Origin of the sequence: Clostridioides sp. ZZV14-6150, assembly GCF_020657875.1 — a bacterium.
Taxonomy (GTDB): Bacteria; Bacillota; Clostridia; order Peptostreptococcales; family Peptostreptococcaceae; genus Clostridioides.
Window position 1 is genome coordinate 21,163 of the sequence record NZ_JAGWDA010000017.1, and the last position, 25,790, is coordinate 46,952.

Annotated in this window: 21 protein-coding genes and 1 riboswitch; of the genes, 3 read left to right on the forward strand and 18 right to left on the reverse strand. The window is 28.5% G+C overall.

What is annotated here, in order from left to right; all coding sequences use genetic code 11:
• From pstC to KGF41_RS17155, 9 genes are all read right to left on the reverse strand, one after another.
• Positions 1-918 (reverse strand): phosphate ABC transporter permease subunit PstC, encoded by a 918-nt coding sequence (pstC, locus tag KGF41_RS17115; protein ID WP_227433688.1) that lies wholly within the window; start codon positions 916-918, stop codon positions 1-3.
• Positions 919-1,258: 340 nt separating this feature from the next.
• A complete protein-coding gene (locus tag KGF41_RS17120) occupies positions 1,259-1,939 on the reverse strand; it encodes a response regulator transcription factor (protein WP_227433687.1) in 681 nt (226 codons plus the stop codon).
• 49 nt (positions 1,940-1,988) lie between these two features.
• Positions 1,989-4,004 carry a sensor histidine kinase gene (locus KGF41_RS17125; RefSeq protein WP_227850571.1) on the reverse strand — a complete coding sequence of 672 codons (2,016 nt, stop codon included), beginning with the start codon at positions 4,002-4,004 and terminating at the stop codon, positions 1,989-1,991.
• Positions 4,005-4,082: 78 nt separating this feature from the next.
• Entirely contained in the window at positions 4,083-4,760 is a 678-nt protein-coding gene (locus KGF41_RS17130; RefSeq protein WP_227828307.1) for a response regulator transcription factor, read from the reverse strand.
• Between the two features lie 575 nt (positions 4,761-5,335).
• A riboswitch (cyclic di-GMP riboswitch) is annotated at positions 5,336-5,419 on the reverse strand.
• A gap of 253 nt (positions 5,420-5,672) precedes the next feature.
• Complete coding sequence (locus KGF41_RS17135; RefSeq protein WP_227828306.1) at positions 5,673-6,506, reverse strand: phosphate ABC transporter substrate-binding protein; 834 nt, start codon at positions 6,504-6,506, stop codon at positions 5,673-5,675.
• A 256-nt stretch (positions 6,507-6,762) separates the two neighbouring features.
• Complete coding sequence (gene pepF / locus KGF41_RS17140) at positions 6,763-8,547, reverse strand: oligoendopeptidase F (RefSeq protein ID WP_227850572.1); 1,785 nt, start codon at positions 8,545-8,547, stop codon at positions 6,763-6,765.
• Between the two features lie 66 nt (positions 8,548-8,613).
• Positions 8,614-9,279, reverse strand: coding sequence for an MgtC/SapB family protein (locus tag KGF41_RS17145; protein WP_227828304.1), 666 nt, complete (start codon positions 9,277-9,279; stop codon positions 8,614-8,616).
• 181 nt (positions 9,280-9,460) lie between these two features.
• Positions 9,461-9,622, reverse strand: coding sequence for an aspartyl-phosphate phosphatase Spo0E family protein (locus tag KGF41_RS17150; RefSeq protein WP_021386276.1), 162 nt, complete (start codon positions 9,620-9,622; stop codon positions 9,461-9,463).
• A gap of 77 nt (positions 9,623-9,699) precedes the next feature.
• Positions 9,700-10,209: a Gx transporter family protein gene (locus tag KGF41_RS17155; RefSeq protein WP_227828303.1), complete on the reverse strand. Its 510-nt coding sequence runs from the start codon at positions 10,207-10,209 to the stop codon at positions 9,700-9,702.
• A 206-nt stretch (positions 10,210-10,415) separates the two neighbouring features.
• On the opposite strand from KGF41_RS17155, the gene KGF41_RS17160 reads away from it, so the two are divergent.
• Entirely contained in the window at positions 10,416-10,634 is a 219-nt protein-coding gene (locus KGF41_RS17160) for a FeoA family protein (RefSeq protein WP_227433680.1), read from the forward strand.
• 17 nt (positions 10,635-10,651) lie between these two features.
• Complete coding sequence (gene feoB / locus KGF41_RS17165; protein WP_227850573.1) at positions 10,652-12,598, forward strand: ferrous iron transport protein B; 1,947 nt, start codon at positions 10,652-10,654, stop codon at positions 12,596-12,598.
• Between the two features lie 252 nt (positions 12,599-12,850).
• On the opposite strand, the gene proC is transcribed toward feoB, so the two are convergent.
• The 5 genes from proC to KGF41_RS17190 form a co-directional block, all read right to left on the reverse strand.
• Entirely contained in the window at positions 12,851-13,654 is an 804-nt protein-coding gene (proC, locus tag KGF41_RS17170; RefSeq protein WP_227828301.1) for a pyrroline-5-carboxylate reductase, read from the reverse strand.
• A gap of 306 nt (positions 13,655-13,960) precedes the next feature.
• A complete protein-coding gene (gene hypD / locus KGF41_RS17175; protein ID WP_227857010.1) occupies positions 13,961-16,330 on the reverse strand; it encodes a trans-4-hydroxy-L-proline dehydratase in 2,370 nt (789 codons plus the stop codon).
• Between the two features lie 4 nt (positions 16,331-16,334).
• Positions 16,335-17,243 carry a trans-4-hydroxy-L-proline dehydratase activase gene (locus KGF41_RS17180; RefSeq protein WP_227828299.1) on the reverse strand — a complete coding sequence of 303 codons (909 nt, stop codon included), beginning with the start codon at positions 17,241-17,243 and terminating at the stop codon, positions 16,335-16,337.
• Between the two features lie 346 nt (positions 17,244-17,589).
• Positions 17,590-18,669 carry a serine protease HtrA gene (gene htrA, locus KGF41_RS17185; RefSeq protein WP_227828298.1) on the reverse strand — a complete coding sequence of 360 codons (1,080 nt, stop codon included), beginning with the start codon at positions 18,667-18,669 and terminating at the stop codon, positions 17,590-17,592.
• A gap of 153 nt (positions 18,670-18,822) precedes the next feature.
• The gene (locus KGF41_RS17190; RefSeq protein ID WP_227828297.1) at positions 18,823-20,172 is read right to left on the reverse strand and encodes a glucose-6-phosphate isomerase; all 1,350 of its coding nucleotides are present in this window, start codon (positions 20,170-20,172) and stop codon (positions 18,823-18,825) included.
• Positions 20,173-20,625: 453 nt separating this feature from the next.
• Here KGF41_RS17190 and KGF41_RS17195 point away from each other — a divergent pair, with 453 nt between their 5' ends.
• The gene (locus tag KGF41_RS17195; RefSeq protein WP_227857011.1) at positions 20,626-21,462 is read left to right on the forward strand and encodes an alpha/beta fold hydrolase; all 837 of its coding nucleotides are present in this window, start codon (positions 20,626-20,628) and stop codon (positions 21,460-21,462) included.
• Between the two features lie 181 nt (positions 21,463-21,643).
• Here KGF41_RS17195 and KGF41_RS17200 read toward each other — a convergent pair whose 3' ends face one another.
• The 4 genes from KGF41_RS17200 to KGF41_RS17215 all read right to left on the reverse strand — a co-directional run bounded on the left by KGF41_RS17200 (position 21,644) and on the right by KGF41_RS17215 (position 25,735).
• Positions 21,644-23,272, reverse strand: coding sequence for a Na/Pi cotransporter family protein (locus KGF41_RS17200; RefSeq protein WP_227828295.1), 1,629 nt, complete (start codon positions 23,270-23,272; stop codon positions 21,644-21,646).
• A gap of 123 nt (positions 23,273-23,395) precedes the next feature.
• Positions 23,396-25,000 (reverse strand): FAD-dependent protein, encoded by a 1,605-nt coding sequence (locus KGF41_RS17205; protein WP_227857012.1) that lies wholly within the window; start codon positions 24,998-25,000, stop codon positions 23,396-23,398.
• 47 nt (positions 25,001-25,047) lie between these two features.
• Positions 25,048-25,365 (reverse strand): hypothetical protein, encoded by a 318-nt coding sequence (locus tag KGF41_RS17210; RefSeq protein WP_227828293.1) that lies wholly within the window; start codon positions 25,363-25,365, stop codon positions 25,048-25,050.
• Positions 25,366-25,369: 4 nt separating this feature from the next.
• Positions 25,370-25,735, reverse strand: coding sequence for a hypothetical protein (locus tag KGF41_RS17215; RefSeq protein WP_227828292.1), 366 nt, complete (start codon positions 25,733-25,735; stop codon positions 25,370-25,372).
• Between the last annotated feature and the right edge of the window lie 55 nt (positions 25,736-25,790).

Here is a 25,790-nt window from a genome sequence, read left to right on the forward strand (position 1 = left end):
TTAATTTACCGCCTTATTTGAAAGTTTATTTAAAACTAAGTTTAAAATTAATATAAATGTAAACAATACTACTCCAGTTGCAAATAACATTTCTTGATGTGTCCCAAATGCGTATCCCATTTCAAGTGCTATATTAGTTGTAAGTGGTCTTACACTATCTGTTATAGAAGTTGGCATAACTGGTGAATTTCCTGCAACAAGTATTACTGCCATTGTTTCTCCTAAAGCTCTTCCTACTCCTAATACTACTGCAGCTAATACTCCAGACTTTGCAGCCGGTAATACAACTTTAAATATTGTTTCTATTTTTGATGCACCAAGTGCTAATGAACCCTCTTTATATGCTTTTGGTACTGCTCTTATAGCTGTTTCTGATACAGATATTATTGTTGGTAACATCATTACTGCTAATACTATTATTATTGCTAATAAACTCTGTCCTTTTGGAAGATTAAATATACTTTGTATCATTGGAACTATTACTGCAAGACCAAACACTCCATACAGCACTGAAGGTATACCTGCTAGAAGTTCAACTGCTGGTGACATTATTTTTGCTAATCTTTTAGGTGCTACTTCTGCTATAAATATAGATGTTAATATTCCAATTGGTACTCCTATTATAAGTGCACCAATTGTAGCAACTATTGATGCTGCTATCATAGATGATATTCCAAACTTATTAGCTGAAGGAACCCAATCTGCACCTGTTAAAAAATCTATAAATGAGTATCCCTCAAATATAAAAGGTCTTAACCCTTTATAAAATACAAATCCTATTATCAAAAGTAAACTTGCAACTGCTACTAAAGCACTTAGTAGAAATATATTTTTTGCTACTTTTTCAACTATATATTTTGTCTTATTTCCATTATTGTCATTTTTTTCTAAACCTACTAACCTAGATTTTACTATCATAATATCCTCCCATTAAAATATACCTAATTTATTTTCGTTCTGTATTTAAAATTTAAATTTTTATAAGTTCGTCATTATTAAATTTTCTATATTTTTATTCTACTTTTTTTAAGTTAAATCTATATTAGGTTTAAGTTAAACAAGTGTAAAATTATATTCACTTTTTTAACATTAATTTTACTTTTTGGACTATATTTGACATTTACTTTACAATTTAACTATATTTGACGACAATAAAATAGCAGATATAAGTAATAATACGTACTACACGTAATTTATTATTTATATCTGCTATTAAGATTTGTTAACTAGATTTAACCTTTTATAATCTATATATTTATTATTCCTTATTAAAGTAATATCCTGCTCCTCTTATTGTTATGATTTTTTGAGGATTTTTGTAATCTTTCTCTATTTTCTTTCTCAGTCCATTTACTGCAACTACTACACTATAATTATCCTCTAGATAATCATTTAACCATACATGTTCATATATCTCTTTAGTAGTTAAGGTCTTTTCCGGATTCTCTATAAAATAGTTCAACAACTTATTTTCTGTTGGAGTTAATTTTATTATTTTATCTTCTAATTTTATTACTCCACTTGTTCTATTGTATTCTTCTAATCTTGTATTACTTTCATTGTTATTTATGTATGAATTTACTCTTCTTAAAATTGCTTTTACCTTTGCATATAGTATTTCTAAATTTAAAGGTTTAATTAAATAATCATCACCACCAGAATTTAAAGCATTTAAAATACTTTGGTCTTCATTTATATAAGTCATATAAACAATCGGGCACGTAGTTACATTTCTAATCTTTTTGCATAAAGTCCATCCATCACCATCAGTTAAGATTATTTCTAAAAATATCAAATCGTATTTATTGCTAAATATTTTTCCAATAGCTTCTTCACAGTTATACGCCAAATCTACATTTATTCCTTTTTGCTCCAAGAAATTTTTTAATTCCTGGCAATTATTCTTGTCTCCATCTATTATTAATATCTTAGTTTGCATTATAATCACTCCTAAATATCATTATTCTTTTATATTAAATAACCATTTATTATAAAAAACATAAACTTAATTTTATTGTAAAAACAGTTCCTTTTCCCAACTCTGAATCTACAAAAATCTCTCCATCATGTTCTCTTATAATGGATTTAACAATATATAATCCTAAACCTTGGCCTTTTGAAGTACTATTGTCCCTTTCTGTAAAGAATCGGTCAAATATCTTTGGTATATTTTCTGCTGGTATCCCTTTGCCATTATCAGAAATTTTAATAATTGCAAATCCATCTTCTTTATTCACTGACAAGATTATTTTCCCATCAAATGGAGTAAAGCTTAAAGCATTGTAAATTAAATTTTCAAATGCTCTAGCCAATCTTTCTTTATTTACTTTTGCATATATTTTTTTATCTAATATATAAACTTCAAAATTTACACCACATGCTTGTGTATCTGGTAAATTATTTTCATATACCTCCTTAATAAAGTCATTTAGGCATATTTTTTCACTAAGGCCAATTTTTTTGTCTTGTGATGTAAATTCTTGTAAACTACGTACTCTATTTTGCACTTCATTTGATTTTTGGTTTATGGCATAAAGATAGGTTTTTGTCTCTTCATCTACATGAATATTCCCAACCTTTATTAAATCTATAAATGCCTGTATAGCTGAAACAGGTGCCTTTAAATCATGTGCTACGTCTGCCAAGAATTTTTTACGTTCATTTAATAGTGTTGTAAGTTCATTAGTTCTTACTTCAACTTCATGCTCAAGATTTTGTGTGAGTTTTTCATTTTCTTTTATTATTATTCTATTTCTATTTATCATCATAATAGAAAATAAAATAACTATTAAAAACCCACAGTATTCTGTTTGCCATCCTGTAAATATAGGTTCAAACCTATTACTAGTCACTACATCAAATAATATACTGACACCAAACACTATGTCTGCTGAAACTAAAATATAGGAGCTTAATTGCTCAGAGTATGTTTTTTTATAAATTGAAACTATTGAAGACATCAATATATAAATAAATACAACGTATTTATATATGTCTATTAATTTTCCATAGATATTAACAAAGTATATATCATATGGAAGAAGAATAACTGGTATCACAATGGATATGATACACATAGTAATTCCTAATGGTAAAATTAAAAATCTATATACTTTATTTCTCTCAATTTTGGATATGTTTCCATTTATACAAATAATACATAAAACTGCTATAAAATATGATGAATCTTCAACTGCATATGTAAAATTCACTAAAGGAAACCCCATTAAATGTATAAAAGGGTATGACACATGTATAGCAAAAAAAATACACATACATCCAAAGTATAAATATAGCTTGCTTTGTTTTGAAAGTGCCCAAACAGCTAGAGAAAATATAGCTATTGCAATAGTTGTAAAACAAATGATACTATAAAAAAGTAATCTATAAAATATCATATTACTTACATCTTTTGTTTTTCCTAATGCAGGTGGATAATACAAACCGCTATAATAATGTGAGAAATTGGACACATTGATTATAATTTCTGTATCTTTCTTTGCAACAAAACTTACTACTGTATTTTTAATTTTAGGTCTATATCTTTCTGTACCTATATCTCCCAATTTAGAGACCATCTCACCATTTATCCAAACTTCACTTGAACAAAAAATTTCTGGAAGTTCTAGGCTTAGTACTTTGTCTTTACCTTCATTTTTTATCCTCATGCGATAAGTTGCATTTCCATATGGCGACTGTTTTTCTTTTCTCATAGAAAAATCTGGATATTGTCCTATAAAAATGTATTCTGGTTTTATGTGTTTCTCTATAAAATCTTTTGGCTTAAATATCTTATGGTTGTAAAATTCCCAATCATCTATTAAAAAAACAAGTTTATTTTTAGAAAAGGTATCCTCATCTATAGTTAAAATTCCATCACTCGCTCTAATAGACTTATATGTATATTTATTATCATATTTATACAGAAAATTTAATCCTGTTATTGCCAACAGAGAGACTATCAATACAATGAGAGTTCCTTTTAATACATTAGACTTTTTCATTGCATTAACCACATCTCTTTCTTTTGTAGTAATATTAAATGATAAAACAAGAATTATTTATTGCTTACATTATCTTGCTTATGGTACAAACTTATATCCTTTTCCCCATACGGTTTGAATATATTGATGCTCTCTGCTTAAAGAATTAATTTTTTTCCTCATCTGTGCAATATGAACTTGTACAGTATGTTGGTCTCCAACATCAGGCATTTTCCAAACTTGATTATATATCTCTATTTTTGAAAATACTTGTTCTTTATTTTCAGCTAAAAATAATAGTATTTCAAACTCCATGGTGGTTAAGTCAATACTCTTTTCATCAAATGTTACTTTTCTTGAATTTACATTTATTACTAAAGATGAAAACTTTAATACATTAGGAACTGATGTAATGTTTTTATATTGCCTCATTCGAGCATAGATTCTAAGTTCAAGTTCTTTTAAGCTATACGGTTTTGTTATGTAATCGTCTCCTCCAGATAAAAAACCTTGAACTCTTTCCTCTTCATGTTCATAATTAGATAAAAATATTATAGGTATGTTAACCTTTTCTTTTATAGCATTACATATTTTATATCCATCTAAATCTGGTAATGCAATATCTAGTATTATACAGTCTAAAACTATATTGTCTACTATCTTCATTGCACTTTTGGCAGTCTCTGCTGTGTATACATTAAAACCTATGTTAGAAAAGTAAATTTGATTTATGTTTAAAATATCAATATCATCATCTACAACCAATAAGTTATACATTACACCACTCCATTCAAAAATATTTTAATCATAATCTAAAGTTATAAGTATTACAAATTATAATGTTTTACCTTTTATCTAACTAATATTATTATTTTATAATATCTTTACAAACTAGACTATAAAACTTAAGTATTTTTGAATAATTCTTGAACATTGTCTTAAATATTAAGCATTCATTATTAAATACTAATCAAAGTCTCCGATTGTTGGAAAATGGAACTTAAAGTCATTATATATCATCAAGATAAGATATTTATAGAAACTTGTCCATTAGCCAGCTTGAGTATTGATTTATACGGTTTATATGGTTATAATATAAAATAAATTGTATTATTTTAGTAAATATATTGTTATAAAAAAATTATATTATGTATTTTAATTAATTATAAAGTTTTTATCATTTCATTATAATTGCATTATATTTTTTTAAAAATATCCCTTTTCCAACAAAGGGCTACTTTGGCTAAATATAGCCATTTATACATATAAGTAAAGTTATTAATACTTATCATTTTCAAATTTTATATCAATTATGTTAAATTTAAAACAAAAAAAGCTATGCAATATAAAATTATATTCATAGCCGGTTGCACCACTAACTCCATATACCTCTAGATGCCCAATAATAAGGTATACTTCTCAGTTTCTAAAATATTTTCATTAAACGTGTTTAAATTGTCCTGATAAATTTCCTTTCTATTCTAACATTGTAATATTATCTTGTCAATATTTACATATTTTTTAAATATAATGTACTAACTGTATATATTTTTTACTTAAAAATGTTTATATTTCTATCATCAATAATAGACAATACCCTGCAAGTTATAGTAGCATTTTTATAAGCTCACTTTGCAGGGTATCATATATTTTTTATGTTAAATTTTTATCTTAATGATTAACTTTATCTTATTGATTAACTTTAATGAATCCTTTTTCTGAGACAAGTGCTTGTCCTTCATCACTCAATATATAATCTATCAAAGCTTTACCTTTTTCTGATAAGTTATCTTCTTTATTAACTAATATAAATGGTCTTGATATTGGATATTTATTAGCTATTACATTAGCATCAGTTGCATCAACATCATTTACTTTTAAACTATTTACTTTCTCATCAACATATCCAAATGATATATATCCTATAGCATTTTTATTTCCTTCAACTGTAGTTTTTATATTTCCTGAACCATCACTTATTTGTGCATCTTTAGTTAATTCTTCTGACTTGAATCCTACAATTTCTTGGAATCCATCTCTAGTTCCTGAACCTTCTTCTCTTGATACTATTACTATTGGTGCATCATTTCCGTTAACTTCTTTCCAGTTAGTTATCTTTCCTGTGTATATACCTTTTATTTGGTCCATTGTAAGATTTTTTACTGGGTTGTCCTTATTAGTTATTAATGCTATCCCATCTATTGCTATCTTAGTTTCCTTTAATCCAGCACTTTTTTCTTCATCCTTTAAATCTCTTGAACTCATACCTATTTCAGATGTTCCTTCTATTGCATTTTTTATACCTCCAGAAGAACCAATTTGTTGTACTTCTACACTAACACCTTGATTTTTTTCCTGAAACTTCTCTCCGATAGTTTCCATAAGAGGACCTATTGAAGTTGAACCTGAAACAGAAACTTTACTTGAGTCTCCTGAACCTCCAGAGTCAGAACCACATCCCACTGCTAAGACTCCAACCAATATTGTACTAGCTAAAAGAACTCCTATTTTCTTTTTGAACATTTTACTTACCCCCGCTTATATTTTAATTTTTTTGTTTTCATATTTGCTATATTTTAATAATACATATTTTTTGTTAAGTGAATATTAGAGCGAGGTTAAGTAAATGTAAATATTGTTAAATGCATGTAAAGATTTAATTTTATATAGTATATTTAAAATTAGATTAATTTTTTTAAGTAATCTTCAATCAATACTAGTATAATACATCGTATAATATTCTCATATTTTTTTATCTAATCTATTAATTTATCATATTTTATAATTCTTTTTCTAGTTTATTAACTAAACTGGCAAACACATTTAAAGCTTCTTCTATAGATTGTTTTTTCGTCATGTCTACACCAGCAGATTTCAATTGTTCTAAAGGATACTCTGACCCTCCACTTTTTAAGAAGTTTATATATCTATCTACAGCAGTACTATCTTCCGAAAGTATCTGTTGACTTAACGCACTTGCAGCAGAAAATCCTGTAGCATACTTATACACATAGAAATTTGAATAAAAATGTGGAATTCTTGCCCACTCTATCCCTATTTGCTCATCTACTATTGCAGATTTTCCATAATACTTCTCATTTAATTTATAGTATATATCAGTAAATTCATCAGCAGTAAGAGGCTCTCCACTTTCTACTCTTTCATGTACAATTTTTTCAAATTCAGCAAACATAGTTTGTCTATGAACTGTAGTCCTAAATTGCTCTAAATAATAATTTAATAGATATATAGTTTCATCTTTAGACTTGGAATTTTCTAATAAATAATTTATAAGAAGTAATTCATTTAATGTAGATGCAACTTCTGCAACAAATATTTTATAATCTGAATATAAAAATGGCTGACTTGTTCTCGAATAATGGCTATGAACAGAGTGACCTAATTCATGAATTAATGTAAATAGAGAATTAAGGTCATTTTTATAACTCATTAGTATATAAGGATGCGAATCATAGCTTCCCCAAGAGTAAGCTCCTCCTTTTTTACCTTCATTATCATATACATCAATCCAACCTTCTTCAAATGCATTTTTTATAACTTTTAAGTATTCTTCGCCTAGAGGATTAAGTGCTTCTAATATAATACTCTGCGCTTTCTCATAAGGTATATCCATATCAAATTTATCAGTTAGAGGAACATATAAGTCATACATGTGTATTTCATTTAATCCTAAGAACTTCTTTTTAAGTTCAACATACTTATTCAAAATAGGAAGACTTTCATCTATTGCTGATATAAGGTTATTATAAACATCTAAGCTTACATCATCTGAAAATAGAGATGCTTCTATTGCTGAATTATATTTTCTAGTTTTTGCATAAAATATCTCTGACTTTATTCCACCATAAAGTGTTGAAGCAAATGTATTTTTATATTTTCCATAAGTAGAAAATTCTCCTTCAAAGGCTTCTTTCCTAACTCTTCCATTTTTACTTTTTATAAATAAAGAATAGTTTGAATGAGAAAGTTTAACCTTATTACCTTTTTCATCTTCTATCTCAGGAAATTCCATATCTGCATATGCTAACATATCATATACACTTTCTGGAACTGTTGATAATTCAGATGTAGCTGCAAGTATTTCCTCTTCTCTTTCACTCAAAGTATGAGGTTTATCTCTCAATATATCTTTTATATATTTGGTATAAAATGATAACTTCTCATCCTTTAAATATTCATTTAATCTGTCTTCTTCTATAGACAGTATTTCTGGAACTATATAAGAAGTAGCCACTCCTAAATCAGTTGATAGCATTTCTGTCTTAGTGGCTCTTCCTTGATTATCATTGATTCTAGTATCTTCATGTTGTTTCATGTGAGTATATACATATAGATTTTGGATGATTCTAGATGCATTTTCAGAGATACTTAATACTTTGTATAAATTTTCTTTACTCTCAGAAAGTTTACCTTTGTATTCTTTTACTTCTTGAATAAGATTTTTTACTTTACTTATGTCTTTTTCAATGTCTTCTTTAGTAGAGTACATCTTATCTATTTTCCATTTGTATTTTTCTTCTATTGTACTTCTATCAGTTCCCATATTATACACCTCTATTTTAATTCATTTTTATATTTTATTTGCTTTACAAAATATATTGTATATATTTTAGTCCAAATAATCTACATTTATTACTCCTTCTATCATATTTATTTCTTTCATAACATCATGTAAGTGTATTCTCTTATCATAAGATATAAAAAAGTTAACTTTCCAATATTCTTCGCTACGACATTCTATTTCCATATTCCTTACAATAAGTTGATTTTTTTCAAATTTATCATATAAAAAAGGTATTGAATCTAAATTATTTATTTTTAATATCAATACATTTTTTTCTTGGCTAAATAGAAACGTATTTAGTATCCTAAGCACAAATAATGCTATCATTACAAACAACCATCCCAAAATTGCTAGCTCATAATAACCATAACCAACTGCTATACCAATACATGCAGTTGCCCACATACCTGCGGCTGTAGTAAGCCCCTTCACTCCACCTTTGTTCTTTAGAATTGCTCCTGCACCTAAAAAACCAATTCCTGACAGTACTTGAGCAGGCATTCTTGCTGGGTCAGCATTTGTATATAAACTATAGTCAGACAATAACTGGATTGAAGTTATTGAAGTAATACAAGAACCTATTGCTATTAATATATGTGTTCTAAATCCTGCAAACTGCCTTATCTTTTCTCTCTCTAGCCCTATTATGCCTCCTATAACTAATGCTAATAATAATCTTATTGCTATCTCCTTAGTTCCTATATCGCCCATAATATAAAACCTCCCGACCCAATTATAATTTATATCATATAAATAACTTCCACATCACACATCATATCATACAGATAATTTCTATATCAGAGATAATATCTTATATCTTAATATTATTATTAAGATATGAGAAATAGTAATATCTGTTAATTTTTAATACAAAAAAACCCACAACCGTGGGCTATTTGCTTAAGTACATGTATTTATTTATTAATATATCTATTTTCTTACTTGATTCTACGAGCTCTTCTTGAAATATTTCTGGATATTCTATGTATGTATTTATCTCTTCCCTAACTGCTTCAATTTCATTTTTTAACGTTTCTAATTCATTGTTCGCCATAATAATCACCACTATTACAAATTTGTATATTTTTATATACATTTTATCAAACAATATTATATTTTGTCAATATTATGTCAATAAAACTTACTATAAAAATGCTTTAATTTGGGTACTGTATACCTAGATACTAATCCTACAAACATACCCGTTACTAATGATGCCATTAACATAAATGGCAAGTATCCTATAGCAAGTATATTTTCTATTATTAAACTTGCAACTATTAATTGACCTATATTATGCCCTATTGCCCCTAAAATACTTATTCCTATCATTGATAATCCCTTTATTTTACTTGCTAAATACATAAATAAAAGGCTCAAATAAGCTCCTCCTATGCTAAATAAAAGATAAGATAGAGGACCTGCAAATATTGATGACAAAATTACCCTGATAGTAACAATTATAACAGTATCTCTGACACCTAACAACATTAATGAAATTAAAGTTATAATATTACTCAAACCCAATTTTGCTCCTGGAAATATAACTATAAGAGGATTTGGTATATATGTCTCTAACACATATAAGGCTAGACTGTATCCTATCATAAGACCTAAAAATGTCATTTTTCTAGTTTTCATTAAGTTAACTCCTCCAAATTTTATATATCATATTACATTATAATACAAAATATATAAAAACACCTAATTTAGACTAAAATATTCTATAATATATTTAAAATAAATATCAGTAATTTGAACTTGTAATTCCCCCTATAATCCTTGACTTTTTGTATCATACTTGTTACAATTTTAATGATAATGAATTTCATTAGGAGGTGTTAATAATGACTGTTTACGATTTGAAAATAGGAGAAAAAGGACTTATTAATAATATAGATGGAGATATTAAATTATCTAAAAGATTACTTGCACTTGGATGTATAAATAGTACTGAAATAGAAGTTAAAAAGGTTGCCCCATTTGGAGACCCAATTATAATTAGATTTAGAGGATTTGACCTAGCTATTAGAAAATCTGATGCTAAAAATATTTCTTTACAATAATAGAGGAGGAGCTACCCGTGATTAATGTAGCATTATTAGGAAACCCGAATGTTGGTAAGACTACTGTTTTTAACCTGCTTACAGGATCAAATCAGTATGTTGGTAACTGGCCTGGTGTTACTATTGAAAAAAAAGAAGGATTTATTGGGAAAGAAATAAAGGTTGTAGATTTACCTGGTATATATGCAATGGATACTTTCTCAAATGAAGAAAAGGTTTCTAAGTCATATTTAGAAAATGAAGATGTTGATGTAATAGTAAATGTAGTAGATGCTTCTAACTTATCTAGAAATCTCTACTTAACAACTCAACTTATGCAATTTAATAAACCTATAGTTATACTGCTTAACATGTTAGATATTGCAGAATCTAAAGGTGTTAATATAGACGATAAAAAATTAAGTGAAGAACTTGGAGTAATCGTTGTTCCAATCATCGCAAAAAAGAAAGATGGCGTAGAAAAAATAGAAGCAGAAATTAAAGATGCTACTAAAAAATCATTTAAATATCGAACAGACTTTGGAAGTGAAACAGAAACATATAAGAAGTTGGAATCTATCTTATCAAGATGTACAAAGACTACATATACACACAAAAAATCTATCAGTGATAAAATAGACAATATAGTTTTAAATCCTATATTAGCCTATCCTATATTTATTGGTGTATTGTTTCTTTTATTTAAGTTCACCTTTGATTGGGTTGGAGGTCCACTTCAAGAAGGCTTTGCAGGCCTTATAGAGGCTTATATCTCTACACCTGTTAGTGATATGTTAGCTAACTCTAGTCCATGGTTTAAATCACTTATTGTTGATGGTATAATTGGAGGTGTTGGTGGTACTTTACCATTCTTCCCTTTAATATTTACATTATTCTTTGGTATATCTCTATTTGAAGATAGTGGATATATGTCAAGAACAGCATTTTTGATGGATAAGGTTATGAGAAAGGTTGGTCTATCTGGTAAAGCTTTTATACCTATAGTTATGGGTATGGGATGTTCTTCTCCTGCTATAATGGCAACTAGAACACTAGAAAGTGAAAAAGACAGAAGAGTTACAGCTCTTATTGCACCACTTATGACTTGTGGAGCAAAGCTACCTATATATGCATTATTTGTAGCTATATTTTTCCCACACAATGCTGCTTTAGTAACTACATCATTATACTTAGTTGGTATAGTTATGGCAATTGTGGTTGCACTATTTTTAAATAAAACAGCTTTTAAGACAGAAGCTGAACCATTTATATTAGAGTTACCAGAATATAGAATACCTACTATAGATGCACTTATTAAAAATACTTGGAATAAATCAAAAGGATTTTTAATAAGAGTTGTTACTGTAATGTTTGCAATGTCAGTTGTTATTTGGGGACTTTCTTCATTTAATGTATTTGGATTTACAGAAGATATAAATGTAAGCTTTTTAGCTACTATAGGGCATATTATATCTCCTATATTTAAACCTCTTGGTTTTGATGACTGGAGAACTTCAGTTGCTATCTTAAGTGGTCTTGGAGCAAAAGAAATCGTGGTAAACTCTTTGAATATACTATATGGTAATTTGACTGTTGTATTGCCAACAATATTTAATGGCGTTACTGCATATACATTCTTAATATTTACAGCTCTATATACTCCATGTATAGCTGCTCTTGCAACTATGAAAAAAGAATATGGCAATAAGATGATGTTTGCATCATTTGCATATCAATTTATATTAGCATGGATAATGGCTTTTATAGTTAAAAGCATTGGTGGAGTACTATTTATGGGAAATTCAATAATGGAAGCTTTAGTTGGTGGAATAATCATAGTTCTTGCATTTTTAATTTTGTTTAATAAATTTAAATCTACAAAAAATGGAAGTAGCTGTAGTGGATGTTCTGGTTGCTCTGGATGTCCAGGTTCTAATTCTTGCTCAATAGATGAAGATGATAACAAAAAAAGTAGTATACATTAATATATAGATATCTTATATTTAAAAGTAAATAAATTATGGTATTATCTTCTAAAGGATAGATTCATAAGAAAATTTTTTGGAATAATTAACGGTATAGCATAATTAAGTGCTATACCGTTTTTATTTTAAAGTTATAAAATTTATAAAAAAGCTGTATTCTTCTAACTAATTTAGACTAACATTTTCATTTTCGTCTAGGCAAATTTCTATTGCTTCAAGCTAATGCGAAAAAACGTATATATCTAAAATCAATTATTTGCTCATATCTTTAGATTTATCTACACAAGCAACAATAGATTTTATAACTGCTGATCTAAATCCTTCTTCTTCTAACACTCTAACTGCTTCTATAGTAGTTCCTGCTGGAGAACAAACCATATCTTTTAATTCACCTGGATGTTTTCCAGTTTCAAGAACCATCTTAGCAGAGCCCATAACGGCTTGAGATGCAAATTTATAAGCTTGCTGTCTTGGCATACCAGCTAGTACTGCTGCGTCTGCAATAGCTTCTATAAACATAAATACATATGCAGGAGAAGAACCGCTAATACCTGTAACCGTATCCATTAAATATTCTGCTACTATTTCTGCTTCTCCAAATGATTCAAATAGAGCTTTAATCATATTCAATTCTTCATCAGTTACATTTGCATTTTTACAAAGAGCTGACATACCTTCTCCAACAAGTGCTGGAGTATTTGGCATTACTCTTACTATCTTTTTATCTGAACCTATAATGCTTTCAAGAGTTTCTATAGTTTTTCCTGCTGCTATTGATACTATTATTTTACTTGCATCTATTAATTCTTTAAGTGGAGCTAAAGCTTTTTCACATATATTAGGCTTAAGTGCTACTATCACTACATCTGAATTTGCAACAGCTACCTTTGAATCAGTTGTAGTATTTATTCCAAATTGTTCTTTTACTTTATCTAAAGCAACTTGACTTAAGTCTGATACAGTTATATCTTCTGCTTTTACTAATCCTGATTTTACTATACCACCTATCATTGCACTTCCCATATTTCCTGAACCAATAAATCCTAAAGTTTTCATATCAAATCTCCTCTTTTTCTATTAGTTTTTATTTTAAAGTAGCTAAATTTACAATATTTTAACTGCTTAAAATTATCTTAGTTATTATAAAATATAATTTTATTATGATTATTATAAATTACTTATTTAATATAGTTTATTAAATATAAATTTAACGATTTTTTCATTAAACTCAACGAGCTAACTTCCCATCCAGAAAGTTAGCTCAGAATTAATCTAAAATTTTTTAAAATGTTATCTAGTAATATATATACTATTATACCAGTTACATTTTTATATAGTAAGAAGTTTCATTTACAAACAATCCTAGAATGTTTGCTCAGTTCTACCTATTATCTCATCTTGTAATGTTCTACTTAAATTATTGAAATGGTCACTATATCCTGCAACTCTAACTATTAAGTCTTTGTAATCTTGAGGATTCTTTTGAGCCTCCAGTAATACATTTTTATCAAATACATTGAATTGTATATGATGTCCATCCATATTAAAGTATGCTCTTACCAGATTAGCCATATTGTCTAATCCTTTTTCACCTTGCACTACTGATGGCGCAAATCTTTGATTTAACAATGTTCCACCAGTTTTTATGTGGTCCATCTTAGCACAAGATTTTATAACTGCTGTAGGTCCATTAGTATCTCCACCTTTTTCTGGAGAGATTCCTTCTGAAACTGGTTTTGCACAAAGTCTACCATTTGCACTTGCTCCCATAATTTCTCCAAAGTATACATGGCAAGTAGTTGGCAACATATCTACTCTATATTCTCCACCACAAACAGTTGGTCTACCAGTTACTTCATTGTAATATGCATTAAATATTTCTTCCATTATTCCATCAGCATAATCATCATCATTTCCATACTTAGGAGTTTTATTTGAAACTATGTTAAGTATAGCTTCATATCCTTCAAAGTTAGAATCAAGTGCCTTAAGTAATGTATCCATATCAAATTTTTTCTTGTCAAATACATTATATTTTATTGCTGTTAAACTATCTGTTATAGTTCCTATACCAACACCTTGTATATATCTAGTATTATATCTTGCTCCACCTCTTTGATAGTCTTTTCCTTTTGCTATACAATCATCAACTATTGTAGACATAAGTGGACAAGGCATATGTTTTGCGCATATATTTTCTATTACAGCATTTCCTTGTATTTTTATATCAATCATATAATGTAACTGCTTTTTAAATGCATCAAATAATTCTTCATAAGATTTAAAATCTCTAGGGTCTCCAGTTTTAATACCTATTTGCTTTTTAGCAATTGGGTCATAACCGTTATTTAATGTTAATTCAAGTATTTTTGGAATGTTCATATATCCAGTTAAAACATATGCTTCCTTACCAAAACATCCAGTTTCAACACAACCACTAGTTCCTCCAAGTCTTGCATCTTCTATAGTTTTACCAGCTTCCATAAGCTCTTGAACTATTGCTTCAGTATTATAAAATGCTGGTTGACCCCATCCTTTTCTTGATATTTCACACGCTCTCTTTAAGAATTTTTGAGGAGTCTTTTTACTTATTTGAACATTTGAACTAGGTTGTATTAATTTCATTTCATCCATAACATCAAGTATTATATAACTAACTTCATTAACACCATCTTGACCATCTGGATTTATTCCACCAGTATTTATGTTTGCAAAGTCTGTATATGTGCTACTCTCTTTTAATGTTATACCAACTTTTGGTGGTGCTGGTTGATTGTTAAATTTAACCCATAAACATTCAAGTAATTCTTGTGCTTTTTCTCTATCTAATATTCCATTTTCTACATCTCTTTCATAGAAAGGATTTAAATGTTGGTCTAGTCTTCCTGGAGTAAATGCATCCCATATATTAAGCTCAGTAGTAACCCCTATATGAACAAACCAGTACATTTGTATAGCTTGATGATAAGTTTCTGGCTTATGAGCTGGTACAACATCACAAGTTTCAGCAATTAACAATAGGTCTTTTTTCTTAGCTTCATCAGTTTCTTCTTCTGCCATTTTTCTTGCCTTTTCAGCATATCTCTTTCCTAATATAACCATTGCATCACAAGCGATTGCCATAGCTTCTAAATCAGCTTTTTTGTTGTATGCATCTAAGTCATTAAGGAAATCTAATTCTTTTAGTCTTACTTCTATATCTTTCTTTAAATCTAAAAATCCTTTTTTATATATTGTATCTCCACAAACTGTGTGTCCTGGAGCTCTTTGTTCCATAAACTCTGTAAACATACCTGCTTCATATGCTGCTAACCATTCAGGTGTCATAGCATTTATTATCTTATCTCTTGTTTGTCTCTTTTTCCAGAAAGGTATTATTTCCTCTTGATGTATTTTTCTAGATTCTTCAGACACACTAAAATTTATTATGTCTCTATTATGCATTACTTCTAAATCTTCCATTGTATGACAACAAATTTCTGGATATGTTGGTGCTCCATTAGGTGAATCTCCTTTTTCGCCTACTATTAATTCTCCATCATTTATACTAAGAGTTCTATTTTCAATGTAATGTTTAAATGATAAAGCACGAAGTACAGGAATTTCTACACTTCCTTCATATTTTTTATAAGCTTCTGTCATAAGTACTGCTCTTTCAATAGATATGTGTGGTTCTGCATTAACACTTTCTTCTCTTAATTTTTTAGTTCTTTCAAAAGTTCCTCTTGACATTTTATTACCCCCCAATCTTAGTATTGAAATTACTTGCTTCAAACAGCCTTTTTATTTCTTCTAATTTTTCTTCAGTAGGTCTTTGTAACTCTTCTCCTTCATATTTTTTATAAATTTTATCATACTTATGTTTACCAATATTATGATATGGAAGAAGACTTACATCTTTTATATTCAAAGGCTTTAAAAATTCTATCATTTTTTTAACCTCTAAATTTTCATCATCTACATTTACTCCTACAATTAATGGTATTCTTATATTTATATTAGCACCTGATTCACTCAAAAGTTTAACATTTTTAAGTATTAAATCATTTGATTTTCCTGTAAATTTTATATGTTTTTCCTCATCAATAAGTTTAATATCGTATAAGAACAAATCTGCATATTTAGCAACTCTTTCATAATTTTCTGACTTTGCATATCCACAAGTATCAATTGCTACATGAATTCCCTTTGATTTACACATGTTTATTACTCCACAAATAAAATCCATGTCTTGAGCCATTACTTCTCCACCTGATAAAGTTACTCCTCCACCTGATTCTTCATAGAAAATTCTATCTTTTTCTATCTCTTTAACCAGTTCTTTAACAGAATACTCTTGACCAACTATTTCTCTAGCATTGTTTATACAATAATCTAAACAAGTTTCACAAAACTCACATTTATCTTGGTCTAGACATATTTTCGTTTCACCTTTGTAAATTGCTTTGTGAGGACATATATTTACACATGCTTCACATCTTGAACATCTCTCTTCATTATACAAAACTTGTTTTGTATATGTTTGACTTTCTGGATTATGACACCAAACACATTCAAGTGGGCATCCTTTAAAAAAAACTGTACTTCTTATCCCTGGACCATCATGTATACTACATTTTTGTAAATTTATAACTAATGGATTCATAATTTTTTCACCCCTAAAGAATATCCATTTCATTTTTTTCATCTTTATGTAATTCATCTTCATAGGTCATTTCTATGAAAAGCATTTCTACAATTACATAATACTATATTTGTTATTATTTTGTCTATATTTTTTTAGTAATATTAAAAATTTTTATTTTATTATGATATTTATATTGATTTTATAAATTAAATTTAAATATTTATTAATTTTATTTTTATAAGTAAATATAGATAATCTCTATAAACAATATGTTATTTTAATTAATTTAGATATATATACTATAAAAATTAAATAAAAATAGAGACTACACTTTACCATGTAGTCTCTGTTTCTCTAGTCACATTTAGAATTTTACATTTATTGTTACTGCTTTTCCGCCTCTATTTAATGTAAGTTTTGTGCTAGCACCTTTTGAGAAAGTATATAACTTTTTATTAAGGTCATTCATACCAGTTATATCTGCATCTCCTACTTTAGTTATAATATCCCCTACTTTTACTCCTGCTTTTTCTGCTGATGAACCAGATATCACTTCTGCAACATATACTCCTTTGTCAGTACTTAATTTTGTACCTGTAGCTGCTTCATAATTTGATACATCTGTTCCTTTTATACCTAAAGTTACTTTTTCATATTTTCCAGTTTTTATTACTTCTTCAACTATGCTTTTAGCTGTATTGATTGGTATCGCAAATCCTAACCCTTCTGCTTGAGAAGCTTTTGCTGTATTTATACCAATTACTTGACCCTTTTGATTTAACAACGGCCCTCCACTATTTCCTGCATTTATACTTGCATCAGTTTGTAATAATCCTGTCATATTAGTTTTTTCTGTTTGTATAGTTCTATCTAATCCACTTATTATCCCTTGAGTAACTGTCTTTTGGAAGTCTAGTCCAAGTGGGTTACCTATTGCTATTGATATATCTCCAACTTTTACTTTATCACTATCTGCAAATTCAGCTGGTGTTAATCCAGTTTTATCAACTTTAACTATAGCCAAATCAAGTTGTTGGTCAAACCATACCACTTTACCTGATGTTGTTGAACCATCATTAAATAAAACATTAACACTAGTTGCTTGACCATCTGATATAACATGAGAATTAGTAAGTATATATCCATTTGAATCTACTATAATCCCAGTTCCTACTCCTTGTGTTTCAGTTGGTATTGCAAACATATTACTAGTATCGACACTAGTTGTCGTAATACCTACAACAGATGGTGTTGCCTTTTCTGCAACTGCTTGATAAATATTTTGGCTCTTTCCATCATCATTTACAACTATAGGTGTAGAACTTCCTGTAGATTTACTTCCTAAATTATCTTTAACTAAAATTATTGTTAGTAAACTACTAAGTATTGAACTTATTATAGCGACTAATATTACTAAACTTATACCTTTCTTTCTTCTTGACATCTCACACCACTCCCTATCTAATATAATATAAATTATCAAAATATATTTTTCCCAATTTTCCATAAAAAAATGAAATCATCTATTTTGAGTAAACTCTCTTTCGATGATTTCATTATATTATTCTAATCTTAATTAAACCTTAACTATCTAAAATTATTTAAGTCTTTTTTCTAATTCTTCTTTTTCCTTTTCATAACCTGGTTTTCCTAGCAAAGCAAACATATTTTTCTTGTATGCTTCTACTCCTGGTTGGTCAAATGGATTAACTCCTAGTAAATATCCACTTATTCCACAAGCTTTTTCAAAGAAATACACTAAGTATCCAAAATTATACTCATCTAATTGAGGTATATTTATTACTAAGTTAGGCACTTTTCCATCAGTATGTGCTAATAAAGTCCCTTCAAAAGCTTTATGATTTACAAAATCTACAGTTTTGCCTGCTAAATAATTTAAACCATCTAAATCTACTTCTTCTGAATTTATAGTTATATTTCTCTTAGAACTTTCAACATTAAGTACTGTTTCAAATAAAAGTCTTTTTCCATCTTGAATATATTGTCCCATAGAATGTAAATCTGTTGAAAAATCTACAGAAGCAGGGAATAAGCCTTTATTTTCTTTTCCTTCACTTTCTCCATAAAGTTGTTTCCACCACTCACTCACATAATGTAGTTGAGGTTCATAGTTAACCAATAACTCTACATCTTTTCCTTTTCTATGTAAAATTGTTCTAGCTACAGCATATTTATAACTGTCATTATTTTTTAAGTCAGAATTTTGAAATGCTTCACGAGCATCATTTGCACCATTCATCATGGCATCAATATCAAGTCCTGCAGCTGCAATAGGAAGTAATCCAACAGCTGTCAATACAGAAAAACGACCACCTACATCATCTGGTATTACAAAAGTCTCATACCCTTCTTCTGTAGCTAATTGTCTAAGTGCACCTTTACTTGAATCTGTTGTTGCATATATTCTCTTTCTAGCTTCTTCTTTTCCATATTTTTTTTCTAGATAATTTTTAAATATTCTAAAAGCAAGAGCTGGCTCTGTAGTAGTACCTGATTTAGATATTACATTTACAGAAACATCTTTACCTTCAATTACATCTAGTAAATCCATAATATATGTTGAACTTATATTATGACCTACAAAATATACTTCAGGAGCATTTCTTTGCTCTTTTTTAAGCCCATTTCTAAAAGAATGACTTACCATGTCTATAGCAGCTCTTGAACCCAAATAAGAGCCTCCTATACCGATTACTAAAAGAACCTCTGAGTCAGACTTTATCTTTTCAGCAGATTTTTTTATTCTAGCAAACTCTTCCTTATCATAATTTTTAGGAAGGTCTATCCATCCTAAAAAAGTATTTCCTAAACCAGTTTTATTATGTAACATATCATGTGCCACATCTACATACGGCTGCATGACATCTATTTCTTTTTGGCAAAAAAATTCCGTAGCTTTACTATAATCAAAATTTATTTTTCCCATTTAAATCCCTCTTTTCAGCATATGCGTTTTACAGAGATTATAACACAAAATCTAGGTGTTTTTTTAAAAAGTTTGCCACAAAATAATACATATATCCTCAAGCATTATTAGGAAATCGATTCTTCTAAATATTACAACTATTTGCCAATTATAAAATTTTAATTAAATAAAATTATACCAAATATAGGTTTTATCTCACTTTCAAACTTCCTTTTAGATGCACATGACTCCCAAATACTGGATGGATAAGGTATTTGTCATCTATTACAACATATTCTTTAAATGATTTTTAGATGTTATATCTTCAAATACCTATCTGGATTTCATAAAGAATTAAAATACACTACAGTAAGGATTGACAAAAAATAATGTTTTGTTTAAACTGATTGAAATATGCTTTATACATACTCAATAGGTAAATGTAAATAAACTTAAGTTGGAGGTACAGTTCTCATGAAAAAATTTATTGAAATAAATGGTAAGAAGAATTTTATATATTCATATGGTCAAGGTTCCATTACTTTAGTGCTTTTATCAGGTTCAGGCATACCTTTCCCAAATTTTGAATATATGTCTTTAGCAAAAACGTTAGCAAAAACCTATCGAGTGATTGGAATCGAAAAACTGGGCTATGGACATAGTGATTTATCTGAGAATAACCGAAATATAAATGTTGTTGTTCATGAGTACAGATGCATACTACAAGAGTTAGGAATAAAAACACCTATTGTACTAGTAGCACATAGTGTGGGATTTTTAGAGGCTCTCCGTTGGGGACAGCAAAATCCTTCTGAAATTGCTGGTATTATTGGTATTGATCCCGCAACACCAGAATGCTATAATAGAGACTTTAACATAGATGATGCTACAAATAAACTAATAGAGCTATCAAATGATGAACACCTCAGAAAAGTAACAACCAACGCTTTAATAGAGCAATTAGTAGAAGAACATTGTATTCCATTAATAGAAAGGAAAGAGCTTGAAAACGTGTTATATCATAATCTTGCCAATCAAAATTGGATTAGTGAAGCCAAAAATTTAAGAAATACGATTGCTCTAATAGAAAGGGACAATCCATATTTACAGATTCCAATGCTTTTCTTTATATCAAATGGAGAAGGAACTGGGATAGAAAAACAGAGTTGGATAAACCATCCTTTACAATATTTAAATAATATTAAAATTGCTCAATATGAATTATTTGATTATCCACATAATCTATATAAATTTGTATATAAAGAAATTGCTGAAATATCAGAGAAATTTCTTTCAAAGTATTTAGTTTAGAAAACTAGAATCCTATTTACTTAGGTTGATTAAAATATGGTAAACAATAAACAGTTATACAATAAAGATGATTGGATTTTCAGTAATTAATCAATAAAAAAATAAACTCTAAACTATCATCTAGAGTTTATTTTTTGTTTATTCTTTATTTTAATTCTTACATCATTTTAAGATATTATTTTTAATCCTTTCCTAACCTTTTAGCTATAACTTGTTGTGCTATGTTGACAGCATGGTCAGAAATTCTCTCTAGATTACTTATTACATCTAAATAGATAACACCATTCTCTATACTACATAAGTTATTATTCAATCTATACATATGATTAGCTCTACAAGATTTCTCCATTATATCAACTTGCTCTTCAATTTTTATAACTTTATAAGCCAAGTCTACATTATCAGTTCTCATTGATTCTAAGGCATAAGTATATGATGAAACGACTTTATTGTACATAATATCAAGTTCAGATTGTCCTTCTTTAGAGAAAGAAATATTTGAATCTATTGCAACTTGAGATAATTCAGCTATATTTTTAGCATGGTCACCAATTCTTTCTATATCATTAACTGTATTAAATAAGGTATCCACAACTTCTCTGGAATGATCATCTAAAGGTGCTTTTGAAAGCTTAAGCAAATAATTTAAAATAGCTTTTTGTAAATCATTTATTAGTTTTTCACGTCTGTATGTCTTATCTATTTTTTCAGTTGAATGTTCTACTAACGCTTCCATAGATGCATTTAAACTTTCCTTAGCTTTTTCTCCCATACGAAGTGCTTCTTTTATCGTATTAGCAAGAGCTATAGAAGGAGTTTCTATCATTCTATCATCTATATATTTAATAGTCTTAGCTTCATCTTCATCTGCGTCACCAGCTTTATCAGGAACAAGCTTAATTGCTAGTTTTATGATAATCTTTGTAAATGGTAGAAGTATTAAGACAGATATAATATTAAACAATGTGTGTGTATTAGCTATTTGTCTTGCAACATTACTTGGGTCCCAACTTGTAACTAAATTTACAATTGGTTTATTCAACAACACTAAGAATATTACTGTTCCCAAAACATTGAAGATTAAATGCATCATAGCTGCTCTTCGTGCATTTTTATTAGCACCAATACTTGATAACAATGAAGTTACACATGTACCAATATTTTGACCATAAAGAATTGGTAATGCTGCTGCCAATGGGATTAAACCTTCTGCTGCTAATGCAACCAACATACCCATAGATGCACTTGAACTCTGTATTATTGCTGTAATACCAAACCCTAATAATAGTCCAAGTAGTGGATAATTACCAAATGTAACAAGTAAATCAGTGAATCCTTGATAGTCTTTTAATGGCTCAACTGCCATTTTCATAAAATCCATACCTGTAAATAATATCCCAAAACCTATAAGTATTTCAGCTATATTTTTTATTCTAGGTTTATTTCCAAATAAATAAAGTATAATACCTATACCTAATGCTACTGGAGCCATTCCAGTTAAATCAAAAGATACTAATTGGGCTGTAACAGTAGTACCTATATTAGCACCCATTATAACCCCTATTGCTTGTTTTAAAGTCATTATTCCTGCATTTACAAAACCAACAACCATTACAGTAGTAGCACTTGAACTTTGTATTACTGCTGTAACTCCTGTACCTACTAAAACTCCCATAAATAGATTACTAGTAAGTAATTTTATTATCTTTTTTAATTTTGTCCCAGCAGATTTTTGTAGACCTTCTCCCATAAGGTTCATACCATATAAGAACAGCCCTAATCCACCCATTAGACTTATTATAATGTTCAAATTATTTCCTCCTTGTAAAGAGATTACTATATTTAAAAATTTTATAACCTATTGTATTTTATCAAATTATAGGAGTAGTAATGTTAAATTCATGTTAAATATTAAAAAATCATTAAATTTATGTTAAATTTTTGTGCTATTAGCATATTTTTGTATTATTTTTTCTGAACATTTTATACCATCGACTGCCGCTGTGACTATTCCACCTGCATATCCAGCACCTTCACCACAAGGATATAAATTTTTAACACTTATTGATTCCAAACTGTTTTCATCTCTTACTATTCTTATTGGTGATGATGACCTAGTTTCTACACCAGTTAAAACTGCATCATGCATTGCAAATCCATTTAATTTTTTATCAAGAGAGATAAATGCTTCTCTCATAGTTTCTATCACAAAACTAGGCAAACATTCATTCAAATTTGTAAGCTTATATCCAGGTTTATATGATGGTTCAACACTTCCTAAATTTTCAGAAGTCTTATTATTAATAAAATCTCCAACAAGTTGAACTGGAGCATTGTAATTTTTACCACCTAATTCAAAAGCTAATTTCTCATATTTTTGCTGAAAATGAACCCCTGCTAGTGGATTATCACTATCAAAATCTTCAGGAAGTACATTTACTAGAAATGCGCTATTAGCGTTTATTTTATCTCTTGCATGTTCACTCATTCCATTTGTAACTATTTCAAAATCATTTGATGCAGATGCTATGACACTGCCTCCTGGGCACATACAAAAAGTATATGCTGTTCTTCCATTTGAGACATGCTCTATAAGTCTATAATCAGCAGCTCCTAATCGAGGATGATTATAAAATTCCTTATACTGTGCTTTATTTATCAGGTCTTGAGGATGTTCAATTCTAGCTCCTATTGCAAATGGTTTCTGAATTATTTTTACACCTCTTGAATGCAACATCTCATAAGTATCTCTTGCACTATGCCCAACAGCTAATATAACTGCATCTGTATCTATTTTTTCGCTATCATTTACAATTACAGATTGTATAGAATTATTTAATACAACTATATCTGTCACTTTTGAATCAAATTTAACTTGTCCACCTAGATTTATTATTTCATTTCTTATATTTTTAACTACACTTTTTAATATATCTGTACCAACATGTGGCTTATGTGAATATAATATTTCATCTGGTGCTCCAAACTGAACTAATTCTTCTAGCACTTTTCTACATCGTATATCTTTTATTCTAGTTGTGAGTTTCCCATCTGAAAAAGTTCCTGCTCCACCTTCTCCAAATTGAACATTTGAATTATTTTTAAACTTTCTAGTTGTCCAAAAATCACTTATATCCTTAGTTCTACTATCAACATCAAGACCTCTTTCAAGTAGAATTGGTTCATAACCCATTTGAGCCAAAATAAGCCCTGCAAATAAGCCAGCTGGTCCACTTCCAATTACTAAAGGTCTATTATTTAATTTTTTATTACCCATAGCTACATTTACATATTTTACATCTTTTATCTTTGTTACATCTTTTATTTTTGAGCTTAGTATTTTACTTTCATCTCTAACTTCTACATCTACAGAATAAACAAATTCCATCTTTCCTTTTTTTCTAGCGTCTATAGATTCTTTATATATACTGTATTTTATTAAATTTTTTTCTTTTATTCTTAACTTCTTAAGTACAATATCTTTTAATAAAGATATATCTTTATCGATTTCAAGTTTTATATTAGATACCCTTAACATATTGTTTTCCTCTCTTAGATTGTAATATAAAAAAGCTAGGGTTACTCCTAGCTTTCTACAAATATAACTTCTATATTCTCTTTTACTAGATTTTCTACCCAAATCTCGTCTAGCACAAATTTCTTTATTTTGTCTACAATAAGTTCTTTATCCAAATCCTTTTTTAGATTTTTCACTAAAACCATCGCTTCAACCGATTTATTCAATCTTTCAACGTATAAAGAATTCACTTTAATTAATATAACCCTTAATTCACATATATATAACTCTTCACTACCTAAAGTGATTTCATCATCGTATTTATATATACTAAATTCATATATGTTTTCATATGGTGTTATATTTTCTATCCCAATAAACTCCATTAACTTATCCTCTTTTAGTTATAAGACCTCTTATAACTTTCATGTTATTAAATACTTTTTCTAAGAAGTTTTCTGCTTCTTCATTATCCAAAAGATTTATTTCAAGATTTTCATTTTCTACAATATCTTTAGATTTGCAGTACTCTTTAGCAACTTCTATTAGTTCATTTTTTCTATCCATAGGTAAATCGAACTCTTTATAGTCTATTATTATATATTGTTTAGTATCAGGTGATACACCATTATTATATCCTATTTCTATATGATAAATAACTGCATATATTTCTTCTCCGTCGTATACAGGTACTGCTGGGTTAGATTTTATAAAGTTTGTTGATACAGCAATTGCATTTCCTAAACTAAGACTCATTATTAATACCTCTTTCTACACATTATACATATATTATACTATAGATTCTTTATCT

What these genes read in the sequence shown, in the direction of transcription:
- htrA (WP_227828298.1), bottom strand. Translation starts at nt 18,669, where the DNA reads ATGTCAAGAAGAAAGAAAGGTATAAGTTTAGTAATATTAGTCGCTATA.
- pstC (WP_227433688.1), bottom strand. Translation starts at nt 918, where the DNA reads ATGATAGTAAAATCTAGGTTAGTAGGTTTAGAAAAAAATGACAATAAT.
- KGF41_RS17195 (WP_227857011.1), top strand. Translation starts at nt 20,626, where the DNA reads ATGAAAAAATTTATTGAAATAAATGGTAAGAAGAATTTTATATATTCA.
- KGF41_RS17205 (WP_227857012.1), bottom strand. Translation starts at nt 25,000, where the DNA reads ATGTTAAGGGTATCTAATATAAAACTTGAAATCGATAAAGATATATCT.
- KGF41_RS17215 (WP_227828292.1), bottom strand. Translation starts at nt 25,735, where the DNA reads ATGAGTCTTAGTTTAGGAAATGCAATTGCTGTATCAACAAACTTTATA.
- KGF41_RS17180 (WP_227828299.1), bottom strand. Translation starts at nt 17,243, where the DNA reads ATGAATCCATTAGTTATAAATTTACAAAAATGTAGTATACATGATGGT.
- KGF41_RS17210 (WP_227828293.1), bottom strand. Translation starts at nt 25,365, where the DNA reads ATGGAGTTTATTGGGATAGAAAATATAACACCATATGAAAACATATAT.
- hypD (WP_227857010.1), bottom strand. Translation starts at nt 16,330, where the DNA reads ATGTCAAGAGGAACTTTTGAAAGAACTAAAAAATTAAGAGAAGAAAGT.
- KGF41_RS17125 (WP_227850571.1), bottom strand. Translation starts at nt 4,004, where the DNA reads ATGAAAAAGTCTAATGTATTAAAAGGAACTCTCATTGTATTGATAGTC.
- KGF41_RS17130 (WP_227828307.1), bottom strand. Translation starts at nt 4,760, where the DNA reads ATGTATAACTTATTGGTTGTAGATGATGATATTGATATTTTAAACATA.
- KGF41_RS17150 (WP_021386276.1), bottom strand. Translation starts at nt 9,622, where the DNA reads ATGGCGAACAATGAATTAGAAACGTTAAAAAATGAAATTGAAGCAGTT.
- pepF (WP_227850572.1), bottom strand. Translation starts at nt 8,547, where the DNA reads ATGGGAACTGATAGAAGTACAATAGAAGAAAAATACAAATGGAAAATA.
- KGF41_RS17155 (WP_227828303.1), bottom strand. Translation starts at nt 10,209, where the DNA reads ATGAAAACTAGAAAAATGACATTTTTAGGTCTTATGATAGGATACAGT.
- KGF41_RS17160 (WP_227433680.1), top strand. Translation starts at nt 10,416, where the DNA reads ATGACTGTTTACGATTTGAAAATAGGAGAAAAAGGACTTATTAATAAT.
- KGF41_RS17120 (WP_227433687.1), bottom strand. Translation starts at nt 1,939, where the DNA reads ATGCAAACTAAGATATTAATAATAGATGGAGACAAGAATAATTGCCAG.
- KGF41_RS17135 (WP_227828306.1), bottom strand. Translation starts at nt 6,506, where the DNA reads ATGTTCAAAAAGAAAATAGGAGTTCTTTTAGCTAGTACAATATTGGTT.
- proC (WP_227828301.1), bottom strand. Translation starts at nt 13,654, where the DNA reads ATGAAAACTTTAGGATTTATTGGTTCAGGAAATATGGGAAGTGCAATG.
- KGF41_RS17145 (WP_227828304.1), bottom strand. Translation starts at nt 9,279, where the DNA reads ATGGGCGATATAGGAACTAAGGAGATAGCAATAAGATTATTATTAGCA.
- KGF41_RS17190 (WP_227828297.1), bottom strand. Translation starts at nt 20,172, where the DNA reads ATGGGAAAAATAAATTTTGATTATAGTAAAGCTACGGAATTTTTTTGC.